Source organism: Streptomyces qinglanensis, from assembly GCF_900111245.1.
Classification (GTDB): Bacteria; Actinomycetota; Actinomycetes; order Streptomycetales; family Streptomycetaceae; genus Streptomyces; species Streptomyces qinglanensis.
The window spans coordinates 870,565-882,771 of record NZ_FOGO01000001.1 but is presented as its reverse complement, the minus strand read 5'-3'; the positions used below and the strand labels follow the sequence as shown (position 1 = coordinate 882,771).

The window sequence follows — 12,207 nt, the reverse complement described above, 5'->3', positions numbered from 1 at the left end:
GGCGCCGGTCGTCGGCGTGGCCGGTGCCGTCGAACAGGTACAAGGACCGCTGATGCGGCGCTAGCCGCGATTCAGGACCTCATCGTCCGCGTGCGCGCCGAACTCGGCGACGCGCACCTCCGCGATGTGCTCGTACCGGCTGATGCGATCGGTCCGCTCCGCGTCGACGTCGAACGCCACCTGCGCGAAACCCACCCGCCTGACGGCCTCGGCCAGGCCCGGATCGCCAGGGGCCAGCAGTCGCACCGGCGCGTCGAGCGCCACATTGTGCGGCGGTACGAAGTACTCCTCGGGCACCTCGGTGCGCGCATGGACGAGCGCGCCGACGGCGACGACCGAGCCGGCCCCCACCTGTGCGCACTGCAGAACTGTCGCCGCGGTCGCCACGTAGACGCATCTGCCGACCGCGCAGCCCAGCAGCGTGGCGTGCGGCCCCACGAAGACGTGATCGGCGACGAGCACCGGCTGATCGCCGGTGACCGCAGACCCGCGCAGCACTGCGTTCTCGCAGATCACCGACGCCTCTCCGACCTCGATCCGGGACCCCTCGGCATCGAGCACCGCGCCGTACATCACCCGCGCCCTCGGCCCCACGCGCACGTCACCGACGAGTGTGGCCGTCGGGGCGACGTAGGCGGTGGGATGGATCTGCGGTTCATCCCCGCGGTGCCGGATGCGGACTCCCTGTGTCGCAGCGCTCATGCGGGGATGCTCGCCCGGCCGACCGCGAGCGCGCTGGCGGATTTACGACGTCGCGTTCGCCGAGGCATGTGCCCCCTCCGCGCTCCGAGGCACTGCAGGGCGAACGTCGACCGATACGGCACCAGGCCCTGTCCGGCGGATCGAGGGCGGAGCCAGAGGAGTATGCGCAGGTCACCCCCCGAAATCTGGCTGCGCCGGAGGGGCGGCTGTGACAGGCTCCGCATATGCCGATCGCTGCCGTGTCCCCCGAGGTGTCCATCGCGTACGAGAGCTTCGGCGACCCGGGAGACCCTCCGGTCCTGCTTGTGATGGGGTTCGGCGCGCAGTTGCTCGGCTGGCACGAGGACTTCTGTCGGGCGCTGGCCGACCGGGGCCGTTATGTGATTCGGTACGACAATCGCGACTGCGGGTTGTCCACCAAGTTCGACGCTCACCCCGTGGACATGGGCGAGTTCGTCGCAGCCGTCAGCTCGGGCGACTTTCCCGCCGCCCTCGCGATGGTTCCCTACCGGCTTGTCGACATGGCCGAGGACGGCCTCGGCTTGCTCACCGAACTCGGTATCGAACGTGCCCACGTGGTCGGCGCGTCGATGGGAGGGATGATCGCCCAGACGATGGCCCATTCCCGTCCGGAGCGGGTGCTGACTTTGACGTCGATGATGTCCTCGACCGGCGAGAGTGAATACGGCCGGCCCAGCCCGCAGGCCCAGGCGGTGCTGTTCGGCCCCAAGCCCGCGGACCGCGAGGGGTACGTCGCGGCGGCGGAGAAGGAACTGGTGTGGGCCTCCAAGCGATACGGCAGCGGCGCGGTGCTGCGTGAGCTGGCCGCCGCGAGCTACGACCGCGCCTACTACCCCGCGGGGATCGGGCGGCAGCTCGGCGCGATGATCCTCAGCGGTTCCCGCGCGGACGACCTGCGTGAACTGCGGGTGCCGACGCTGGTGATCCACGGCCTGGACGACACGCTGATCGATCCCAGTGGTGGCAAACGCACTGCGGAGCTGGTGCCCGGCGCCGGACTCCTGCTGGTCCCCGACATGGGCCACGACCGCCCGCGTGAACGCTGGCCCCAGCTCATCGATGCCGTGGTGGCCCACACCGGTTGAGGCGTGGACGCGGTCCATGACGGGAACCAACTGCGGGGCCGTCGCTCCTCATCGGCCAGGACGGCTGCGAGGACGCCCACCGGCCGTCCCGCTTCCCGGACTTCGGCAGATGCGGCTCCGACCGGGTCCGTTCCTCGCTCGTGAGGTCACATGACCCGCAGGACAGGGCCTAACCGTTCTGCGACAGTGTGCGGACCGTCGCCACCGCTTCGCGGACATCCGGGTGCGGGTCGTCGGCGAGTCCGTCCAGCAGCTCGGCCACGCCCGGGGTCGACCAGCGGGAGACGGCCCACGCCAATTCCTCCCGCACGCCGGGATCGGGGTGGGTGGCGAGGTGGGTGAGCTGGGCGAGCGGGCCGCGGCGGAGCTTGCCGAACCAGTGCAGGGCCTCCCGGAGCGCGGCGGGGTCTCCGGGGGTGCCGGCCGCGGAGATCCGTGCGAGCAGCACCCTGGCGGGCGGCGGCGGACCGTCCAGCGGATGCGGCAACCGCTCAGAGCCGCGATGCGCCGCACCGCCTCGGCCGCGGGAACGGCGGCCTGCTCGCGTGCGTAGCGACCAACCCGCACCTGCTGGTTGTCGTCCAGCCGCACATGGACAGCCACCAGACCTCCCCGGCTGCCGGTACGGGCCAGTTCACGCAGCCATTGGTGGGTCAGGGTGTAGGAGGGCAGCGCTGGAAAGCAGTACACCCCGCGCGCACCGTCCTGCCCGCGGGAGGCCGCGCGGATGCCGGACCGCCGGATGCGCGGTGCGTTCGCCGCCGATGTCAGGTGCACGAACATGGCCATGACCAGCATGCTAGTGCTGTGTTCGCAGAGAACCGGCGGGAAGGCTGGGGCGTCCGAGCCGAGTCCTGGGCGCACGGTGGCCGAGCCCGGCCAGGGAGCGGTCCGATCGGTCAGAAGGTGCAACGGCTGCGGCCGGTCACCGCGGCGCGCTCCCCGGGGCACCGGGCGGAGAGAACGTGCGACACCGCCGCGCTCGGTACCTGTTTCGGGCGGGGACGTTCGCCGAGCCCGGCCCCCGACGGCCGCTGTAGCCTGGCGCCGCTGTGACGACGGGGGGAGCTGGCCGTGGAGAACATTGTGTCCGTGGCCGTCGGGGCCGCAATCGGCCTCATAGGGGTCGTGTTCGGTGCGTGGTTCACCGCGCGCAGGCAGGACCGCATGTGGCTCCGCGAGCAGAAGCTGAAAGCCGGGATCGGCTTCAACACGGCCGTGGTGCAACTGCTGGACCACTTGAAGGGAACACGGCTGAGTGATGACGGCCCGGGCGCCGACGACTTGGTGAACCGGATGCAGGAAGCACGCTCAGCCCTCTACCTGCTCTGCAGCGGTGAAACCGTCGATCTCGCCGATGCTCTCGCGCGTCGGGTCTGGAGCACCCGGCCCACCGACGGGAGGGACGATCGCCGGGCCGAGTTCCAGGAGACGCTGGATCTGCTGCGTCGGTTCACCGGCCGGCTGCGGGAAGAGATCGCCGGATCGCAGTCCGCCTCTGGATGATCGGGACCGTAGAGTCTGGAGACCGGGCCGACAGGTCGTCGGGGTCGGTGGTCGGCGGAAGGTGCCGTCGCGGAGTCAGCCGGTTTCCTGGCGCCGCCGAGCGCTCCGAAGACACCCGGCGGCGAGGTGTCGGCTGCGAAGCCCTCCTGACAGACATGTACGTGCCTCCGACGGCGAAATCCGGGGGCGCACCTCGCCGAACCGCGGGATCATGAGGCATGAGCCCGGACGACTGGCATCTCACCGAGGACGTCGGCGCTTTTCTCGCTCGCGCCAGGACCTTCCTGCGCTTGCGTCCTGCCCTGCACACTCTCCCGCTGACGGTGACCGACACACTGCGGACGCGCGGGGCGGACGCGTACGGCGCCGACGCCCCGGTTCTCGGCCTGCTGGAGCGGGCGGGCGAGGTCCGTGCTGTCTTTTTCCGTACCCCGCCCCGCCGCCTGACACTCACCCCGCTGAACCCGGGGGAGGCCGACAGTCTCGCCGCCTGCCTGGCGGGCCTCGGTCATCAGCTCCCCGGTGTGCACGCCGACCAGGACACCGCCGCGTCGTTCGCCCGGGCCTGGCAGCGGCACACGGGTGCGGTGCCGACGCTGCAGGAGCGGCAGCGTCTCTACCGACTGGGCACGCTCACGCCACCGGAGCCGCTCCCCGAGGGCCGGGGGCGGGTCGCGGGTGAGGAGGACCGTGAGCGGCTGATGCTCTGGCACCGCGAGTTCGTCACCGACGTCGGAGGGACTCCCGCTGCGGGCGACAGCTCATGGGCGGACACCCGTATCGCCGACCAACGCGTCATGCTCTGGGAGACTCCGGACGGCACCCCCGTCTCCATGGCGGGCAGGACCCTCATGGTCGCGGGCCAGATCCGGGTAGCGCCCGTCTACACCCCGGCCCCGCTGCGTGGCCGCGGTTACGCGGGTGCCGCGACAGCCGCGGTGAGCTGGGCCGCGTCGGCCGCGGGCGCGTCGGAGGTCGTGCTGTTCGCGGACCTGGCCAACCCCACCAGTAACGGCCTTTATCGGCGGATCGGGTACCGCCCGGTCGCCGACTTCGCCGTGTACGACTTCTAGTCCGCCGCGCCCGGTACCCGCCGAGGAGCTCCGAAAGGGCTCGCAGCGGGACCCCGCGGGTGCTCGGCCCTCAGCCCACCGTGCGGGGCATCCGCACCCCCGTCACCACCAGAGCCAGCAGCCCGCATGCCTGGAGGGCCAGGACGGCCGCCAGGGCTTCGCGCATGCCGTACTGCGGCGTCAGAGCGAGGAAGAGGGAGCCCAGGGCGGCGACGCCGAGGGCGAAGCCGGCCTGCTGGGCGGTGGCGGCCAGGCCGCTGCCCGCGCCGGCTCTGGCGGCGGGAACGCCGGAGAGCAGGACGCGGTAGTACGTGGGCAACTGGAGTCCCTGGCCCAGTCCGCACAGCAGCAGGGCGGGCGCCAGCGCCACCGGCGGCAGTCCGGGCCACTTCGTGAACAAAGCCAGCAGCAGGGCACCCAGGCCCGCGCCTTGGGCGACGGCGCTCAGCACCAGCACTCGTCCCGCGCCGAACCGTTCGGTCAGCCGTGGGGCCCGCACGGAGGCGGCGAACTGCGCCAGGCCCATCGGCACCAGGGTGAGCCCCGCCTTGAGCGCGCCGTACCGCAACCCCTGCTGCAGCAGCAGTGCGCTCTCGAACATGAAACTGCTGAAGCCGAGGAAGACGGGGGCGCCGATGAGCAGCCCGCGCCGGACGCCGGGCTCCCGCAGCAGTGAGGGCGGCAGCAGCGGGCTGCGGCCCGCGCGCTCCTCGCGGCGTTCGACGGCGAAGAAGGAATATGCCAGCACGGCCGCCGCCCCCAGCAGGGCGACGGACCACCAGGGCCAGCCTGCCGCGCGCCCTTCCGTCAGGGGCAGCAGCAGGGCGATCAGCCCGCAGGCCAGCAGCACTGTTCCGGCGGTGTCTCCGCGTGCGGGCGATTCCGAGCGGCTCTCGGGCACCGTGCGGGCGCCGATGGCGAGTATGACCAGCACCACCGGGACGTTGATCAGGAAGATGGCCCGCCAGCCGGTGCCGCCCAGGTCGGCGGCGACCAGCACGCCACCCAGCACCTGCCCGGTGACGACGGAGATCCCGCCGACCGAGCCGAACAGGCCGATGGCCCGGGACCGCGCCCGTCCCTCGCTCGTGGCCTGGATGGTGGCGAGCACCTGCGGGAACATCATCGCCGAGGCGGCTCCCTGTGCGGCCCTGGCGGCGGTCAGCCACCACACTCCGGGGGCGAATCCGCAGGCCAGCGAGGTGGCTCCGAAGGCGGCGACGCCCCACAGGAAGAGCCGCCGCCGGCCGAGGGCGTCGCCCAGCCGGCCGCCCAGGACGAGCAGCGAGGCATAGGCGACGGCGTATCCGGCGACGACCATCTCCAGCGCTGCCGGGGAGGCGCCGAGGTCGCTCTCGATGCTCGGGAAGGCGACGTTGACGACGAAGAAATCGATCATGGGGAGTGCGGCGCCCAGCAGCAGCGTGACCAGGCCGGAAGGGTGCAGCGCTGCCGGGGCCTGCGGCGCCGGCGGTCCGGGCGCCGGGTACGGGCCGTGTTTCCGGTCGGAGGGGTTCTGCTTCCGCTCGGAAGGGTTCCGCGTCCGGTCGGAGGGGTCCGGTGTCCGGGCGGGGGCCGACCGCGCGGCAGTGGAGGTCTCGTGGCTCATGAGGACGAGCCTCGACCGCCTGCCGGCCTGGTACCAGGCGGTCCTCATCCTGGTACCGGAACTACCCGGCACCAGGATGCGGCGTGCGCCATCCTGGTGCCATGAGCGTCAGCACTCCCGGAGCGACCCGCTTCGGATCGGCAGGCCCCGCACCGGGATCGCCCGCACCGGAACCGGCGGCGCCCGCACCGGAACCGGCGGCGCCCGCACCGGAACCCCCCGCCCCCGCCGACAGCGTCCGCCGCAAGGAACTCGCGGCGTTCCTGCGCAGCAGGCGCGAGCGGATCCCGCCCGAGCGGGTGGGGCTGCCCAGGGGGCCGCGCCGTCGGACACCGGGGCTGCGTCGCGAGGAGGTGGCGCATCTGTCGACCGTGGGCGTGACCTGGTACACGTGGCTGGAGCAGGGCCGCGCCATCCAGGTCTCGGCGCAGGTGCTGGACGCGCTCGCCCGGGCGCTGATGCTGGACTCCAGCGAGCGCGCTCATCTGTTCGCGCTCGGCGGGACGGCCGATCCGACGCCCGCCGCCGAGACGCCCGTGCTGCCGGAGGGCATCCGCAAGGTGCTCGACCGGCTCGAACCCTTTCCGGCCTGCGTGCAGAACGCGCGCTACGACATCGTGGCCTACAACCGGGTCTACGGCCGTCTGCTGGGCGATCTGGACGCGCATCCGCCCGAGGACCGCAACTGCATGTGGCTGGCCTTCACCGACCCGGACTGGGCCGCCGCGATGCCGGACCGGGAGGAGGCGATCCGGCTGATGGTGGCCCGCTTCCGCTCCCGGATGGCCGAGCATCTGGCGGAGCCCGCGTGGAAGGCGCTGCTGGCGCGGATGCGTACCTCCGCGGAGTTCCGCGCGCTGTGGGAGCGGCACGAGGTGGTCCGCGCCATGGACCACACCAAGCGCTTCCGCAACCCGCGGGTCGGGATGGTCTCCTTCACCTACCACGGGCTGTGGCTCGGCCCGGCCGAGGGCGCGCGCCTGGGGACGTACGTGCCGCGGGACGAGGAGACCCAGGCGCGGGTGGAGCGGCTGCTCGGCCTGGTCGCCGGCGGTCGGTGAGCGGGACGGAGACCGACCTGCGGTGTCCGTCGCCGGATGGGGGACAATGGGAAGCTGTCCGCCACGCCGGACAACGCCGGACAACGCCGAACAACGACGAACAACGCCGAACGAGCCGAGGAACCCCTGCCGTATGAGCCCGTCGATCCAGCCGCTGCACATCGGAGAGCACGCTGTCCAGCCGCCGGTCGTGCTGGCGCCGATGGCCGGGATCACCAACGCGCCGTTCCGGACGCTGTGCCGGGAGTTCTCCGGCGGCCGGGGCCTGTTCGTCAGTGAGATGATCACCACGCGGGCGCTGGTGGAGCGCAACGAGAAGACGATGCAGCTCGTGCACTTCGATGCGAGCGAGAAGCCGCGCTCCATCCAGCTCTACGGCGTCGACCCGGGGACCGTCGGCAAGGCGGTACGCATGATCGCCGACGAGGACCTCGCCGACCACATCGACCTCAACTTCGGCTGCCCCGTCCCGAAGGTGACCCGCAAGGGCGGCGGTTCCGCACTGCCGTACAAGCGGCCGCTGCTGCGGGCCATCCTGCACGAGGCGGTGCACAACGCGGGCGGCCGGCCGGTGACGATGAAGATGCGCAAGGGCATCGACGACGACCATCTGACCTTCCTGGACGCCGGGCGGATCGCGGTGCAGGAGGGTGTCACCGCCATCGCCCTGCATGGCCGTACGGCTGCGCAGCACTACGGCGGGACCGCCGACTGGGAGGCCATCGCCCGCCTCAAGGACGCCGTCCCCGAGATCCCGGTGCTGGGCAACGGCGACATCTGGTCGGCCGACGACGCGCTGCGCATGATGCGCCGGACCGGCTGCGACGGCGTCGTGGTCGGGCGCGGCTGCCTGGGGCGGCCCTGGCTGTTCGCCGACCTGGTGGCCGCGCTCGGCGGCGAGGACACCGGGGTCCGCGCCCGGCCGACGCTGGGCGAGGTCGCCGACGTCATGGTGCGGCACGCCGGGCTGCTGGGGGAGTGGCTGGGGGACGAGGCGCGGGGCGTCATCGACTTCCGCAAGCACGTCGCCTGGTACACCAAGGGCTTCTCGGTCGGCTCCGAGATGCGCAAGCAGCTCGCCGTCGCGGCCTCGCTGGCCGAGTTGCGCTCCCTGCTGGACGGACTCGACCTGTCCCAGGAGTGGCCGGAAGGGGCCGACGGCCCGCGCGGGCGGACCCACTCGCGCAACAAGGTCGTGCTGCCGGACGGCTGGCTGGACGATCCGAACGCGTGCGACACCGGCCTCGGCGCGGACGCCGAACTGGCCACCTCCGGCGGCTGACCACCCGGCACGACGGCTGCCCTCGGCGGCGTTCAGCGGTCGGGGCACCCGCCCCGGTGCCGCGCGGCCGTGGCCGCGGCGGCCTCCAGCCGGGCCGCGTAGCCCTCCAGTTGCCGGGCGGCGAAGACGTCCGCTGACCAGTCCTCCGCGGCGACCTGGTCCGGCGCTGCCCAGACGTACGTCCAGATCCGGCCGGGCACGGAGAGGTTGCCCGCCGTCCTGCCGTTCTCCGTCCCACCGCGTTCCGCGGGAGGACTCTGTTCCGCGGCAGGCGCTCGCTCTGCCGCAGGCGCTCGCTCTGCCGCAGGCTCCCGCTCTGCCGCAGGCTCCCGCTCCGCGGCGAGGCGGCGCAGCTCGTATGCGTCGTCCTCGAAGTCGTCCAGCGCGCGCCACTCGGCAGGGCTCAGTCCGGTCAGCAGCAGCCCGGTGGCCGTGTGCCCGGAGGACGGGACGAGTCCGGGATAGGGGCGGCCCGCGAGTGCCGCGGTGCGCCAGCCGGGCGCGGTGGCCGGGGTGCGGGGCGGGACGCGGCCGAGCAGGGCGGCCAGGATGCGGTCGAAGCGCAGCGTGCCGTAGACGAACAGGGCGTCCGCCGCGGTGTCGACGGGGGCGAGGCGGGCGTGCCGGGAGGCCGGATTCTCAGCGGTGTTCGGATCGGTCACCACGGCAATCTACTGCGGGCCGGACCTCGTCCGGATGGTGAGACGTTCACCCGTTCAGCCGCGTGATTCGCGCCACCTTGATCAGGGGTGCGCTCAGATGAGCGCTCAGATGTGAGCTGTACATCTCCAAGGAGCGGGTCGTGGTTTTACCGACCCTTGGTTTCTGTGTTGTAGGCGATCACTACTCCGCGTCGGTGAAACCGTTGAGTTGTTCGGCTCAGCGTAGTCATCATTTCGAGCTTTGAATGGTATGACCAATTAGCTGATACGGCCCTCTGCTTTCGATCTCTCGGCACACGGGTGGTTACAGCCGTGTGACGTGCTGTTGGACGTACTCGTAAGCCTTCGATCTGGGTACGCTCCCCGCCGTCAGGGCAGCCGACCACGAGGAGCCGAGTCCGGTGCCGGTTCACGCGAAGAACACAGAGTCCGCGAACGCACAGTCCGCAACAGGCGCGTCGCAGCAGCAGTCGCAGCAGCGGAAGTTCGTCTATGACTTCAGTGAGGGCAACAAGGACCTCAAGGACCTCCTCGGCGGGAAGGGAGCCAACCTCGCCGAGATGACCAACCTCGGTCTGCCCGTCCCGCCGGGCTTCACCATCACCACCGAAGCCTGCAAGGCGTACCTGGAGTCCGGAGAGGCCCCCGCGGCCCTCCGGGACGAGGTGAGCGGGCACCTGGCGGCGCTCGAGGAGCGCATGGCCAAGAAGCTCGGCCAGGCCGACGACCCGCTGCTGGTCTCCGTGCGCTCCGGCGCCAAGTTCTCCATGCCCGGGATGATGGACACCGTCCTCAACATCGGGCTCTCCGACGAGTCCGTGCACGGACTCGCGGCCCAGTCCGGCGACGAGCGCTTCGCCTGGGACTCCTACCGCCGCCTCATCCAGATGTTCGGCGACACCGTGCTCGGTATCGACGGCGAGCGCTTCTCCGAGACCCTGGACGAGGTCAAGAGCGCACGCGCTGCCGTGACCGACGTGGACCTGACCGCGGACGACCTGAAGGAACTGGTCCAGAAGTTCAAGGCCATCGTCTCCGAGGAGACCGGCCGCGACTTCCCGCAGGACCCGCGCGAGCAGATGGACCTGGCCGTCCGCGCGGTCTTCGACTCGTGGAACGGCAGCCGCGCCCGCCTCTACCGCCGCCAGGAGCGCATCCCGCACGACCTCGGAACGGCCGTCAACATCTGCTCGATGGTCTTCGGCAACCTCGGCCCCGACTCCGGCACCGGCGTCGCCTTCACCCGCGACCCGGCCAGCGGACAGCAGGGCGTCTACGGCGACTACCTGCAGAACGCCCAGGGCGAGGACGTCGTCGCCGGCATCCGCAACACCGTGCCGCTCGCCGACCTCGAACAGCTCGACAAGGCGTCGTACGACCAGCTCATGCAGATCATGGAGACCCTGGAGAACCACTACCGGGATCTGTGCGACATCGAGTTCACCATCGAGCGCGGCAAGCTGTGGATGCTGCAGACCCGCGTCGGCAAGCGCACCGCGGCGGCCGCCTTCCGCATCGCCACCCAGCTCGTCGACCAGGGCCTGATCGACGAGGCCGAGGCGCTGCAGCGGGTCAACGGGACCCAGCTCGCCCAGCTGATGTTCCCCCGCTTCGACAGCAACGGCGGGCTCAAGGGCGCCGACCAGATCGGCTGGGGCATCGCCGCGTCGCCCGGCGCCGCGGTCGGCAAGGCGGTCTTCGACTCCTACACCGCCATCAAGTGGTCGCGCTCGGGCGAGAAGGTCATCCTCATCCGCCGTGAGACCAACCCCGACGACCTGGACGGGATGCTCGCCGCCGAGGGCATCCTCACCTCGCGCGGCGGCAAGACCTCGCACGCGGCCGTGGTCGCCCGCGGCATGGGCAAGACCTGCGTGTGCGGTGCCGAGGAGCTGGAGGTCGACACCAAGCGGCGCTGCCTCAAGAGCCAGGACGGGCGGATCGTCGAGGAGGGCGACGTCGTCTCCATCGACGGCTCCACCGGCAAGGTCTACGCCGGTGAGGTGCCGGTCGTCCCCTCGCCGGTCGTGGAGTACTTCGAGGGCCGCACGCACGCGGGAGCCGACGAGGCCGACGAGCTGGTCCAGGCCGTCCACCGGATCATGGCGTACGCCGACCGGGTACGCCGGCTGCGGGTACGGGCCAACGCCGACAACGCCGAGGACGCCGCGCGCGCCCGCCGGTTCGGCGCCCAGGGGATCGGCCTGTGCCGCACCGAGCACATGTTCCTCGGGGAGCGGCGCGAGCTGGTGGAGCGGCTCATCCTCGCCGACACCGAGGAGGAGCGCGAGCGGGCGCTGGGCGCCCTGCTCCCGCTCCAGCAGGGCGACTTCGTCGAGCTGTTCGAGTCGATGGACGGACTGCCGGTGACGGTGCGGCTGCTGGACCCGCCGCTGCACGAGTTCCTGCCCGACATCACCGAGCTGTCGGTCCGGGTCGCGCTCGCCGAGTCCCGCAAGGACGCCAACGAGAACGATCTGCGGCTGCTGCAGGCCGTGCACCGGCTGCACGAGCAGAACCCCATGCTGGGGCTGCGCGGCGTCCGCCTCGGCCTGGTCATCCCCGGCCTGTTCACCATGCAGATCCGCGCCATCGCCGAAGCGGCCGCCGCACGGAAGGCCGGCGGCGGCGACCCGCGGGCCGAGATCATGATTCCGCTGGTGGGCACCGTGCAGGAGCTGGAACTCGTCCGCGAGGAGGCCGAGCAGGTCATCACGGAGGTCGAGCAGCGGCACAACGTGGAGCTGGGGCTCACCCTCGGCACCATGATCGAGCTGCCGCGCGCCGCGCTCACCGCCGACCAGCTCGCCGAGTGCGCCGACTTCTTCTCCTTCGGCACCAACGACCTGACCCAGACGGTGTGGGCGTTCAGCCGCGACGACGTCGAGGCCAGCTTCTTCACGGCCTACCTGGAGAAGGGCATCTTCGGCGTCTCCCCGTTCGAGACCATCGACAAGGACGGCGTGGGCGCCCTGGTCCGCAGCGCCGCCGAGGCGGGTCGGGCCACCCGGCCCGACCTCAAGCTCGGTGTCTGCGGCGAGCACGGCGGCGACCCCGAGTCGGTGCACTTCTTCCACGAGGTGGGCCTCGACTACGTCTCCTGCTCCCCGTTCCGCATCCCGGTGGCCCGCCTGGAGGCGGGCCGGGCGGCCGCGGCCCAGCAGCACGCGACCGCGTAACCCGAGCCATCCCACTCCCGGGCTCCC

9 protein-coding genes and 1 pseudogene are annotated in these 12,207 nt (G+C 71.6%); 6 read left to right on the top strand and 4 right to left on the bottom strand.

What is annotated here, in order from left to right:
- Nucleotides 1-60 precede the first annotated feature (60 nt).
- Nucleotides 61-702 carry a gamma carbonic anhydrase family protein gene (locus BMX65_RS03870; protein ID WP_074998630.1) on the bottom strand — a complete coding sequence of 214 codons (642 nt, stop codon included), beginning with the start codon at nt 700-702 and terminating at the stop codon, nt 61-63.
- Between the two features lie 224 nt (nt 703-926).
- Between BMX65_RS03870 and BMX65_RS03865 the strand changes: the two genes are divergently transcribed.
- On the top strand, nt 927-1,808 hold the full coding sequence (locus BMX65_RS03865; protein ID WP_074998629.1) for an alpha/beta fold hydrolase: 882 nt from the start codon (nt 927-929) through the stop codon (nt 1,806-1,808).
- A 169-nt stretch (nt 1,809-1,977) separates the two neighbouring features.
- Here the strand turns inward: BMX65_RS03865 and BMX65_RS03860 are convergent.
- A pseudogene (locus BMX65_RS03860) lies at nt 1,978-2,597 on the bottom strand (HEAT repeat domain-containing protein).
- A gap of 285 nt (nt 2,598-2,882) precedes the next feature.
- Between BMX65_RS03860 and BMX65_RS03855 the strand changes: the two are divergent.
- Both BMX65_RS03855 and BMX65_RS03850 read left to right on the top strand, forming a co-directional pair.
- A complete protein-coding gene (locus BMX65_RS03855) occupies nt 2,883-3,314 on the top strand; it encodes a hypothetical protein (protein ID WP_074998628.1) in 432 nt (143 codons plus the stop codon).
- A 218-nt stretch (nt 3,315-3,532) separates the two neighbouring features.
- A complete protein-coding gene (locus BMX65_RS03850) occupies nt 3,533-4,387 on the top strand; it encodes a GNAT family N-acetyltransferase (protein ID WP_074998627.1) in 855 nt (284 codons plus the stop codon).
- 70 nt (nt 4,388-4,457) lie between these two features.
- On the opposite strand, the gene BMX65_RS03845 is transcribed toward BMX65_RS03850, so the two are convergent.
- Nucleotides 4,458-5,996: an MFS transporter gene (locus tag BMX65_RS03845; RefSeq protein ID WP_074998626.1), complete on the bottom strand. Its 1,539-nt coding sequence runs from the start codon at nt 5,994-5,996 to the stop codon at nt 4,458-4,460.
- 101 nt (nt 5,997-6,097) lie between these two features.
- On the opposite strand from BMX65_RS03845, the gene BMX65_RS03840 reads away from it, so the two are divergent.
- Nucleotides 6,098-7,057: a helix-turn-helix transcriptional regulator gene (locus tag BMX65_RS03840; RefSeq protein WP_177214178.1), complete on the top strand. Its 960-nt coding sequence runs from the start codon at nt 6,098-6,100 to the stop codon at nt 7,055-7,057.
- A 133-nt stretch (nt 7,058-7,190) separates the two neighbouring features.
- A complete protein-coding gene (gene dusB, locus BMX65_RS03835) occupies nt 7,191-8,339 on the top strand; it encodes a tRNA dihydrouridine synthase DusB (protein ID WP_074998625.1) in 1,149 nt (382 codons plus the stop codon).
- Between the two features lie 32 nt (nt 8,340-8,371).
- Here dusB and BMX65_RS03830 read toward each other — a convergent pair whose 3' ends face one another.
- Nucleotides 8,372-9,001, bottom strand: a complete 630-nt coding sequence (locus BMX65_RS03830; protein ID WP_239501817.1) for a gamma-glutamylcyclotransferase family protein — start codon at nt 8,999-9,001, stop codon at nt 8,372-8,374.
- 401 nt (nt 9,002-9,402) lie between these two features.
- Between BMX65_RS03830 and ppdK the strand changes: the two genes are divergently transcribed.
- Nucleotides 9,403-12,180: a pyruvate, phosphate dikinase gene (gene ppdK, locus BMX65_RS03825; RefSeq protein WP_074998623.1), complete on the top strand. Its 2,778-nt coding sequence runs from the start codon at nt 9,403-9,405 to the stop codon at nt 12,178-12,180.
- Nucleotides 12,181-12,207 lie beyond the last annotated feature (27 nt).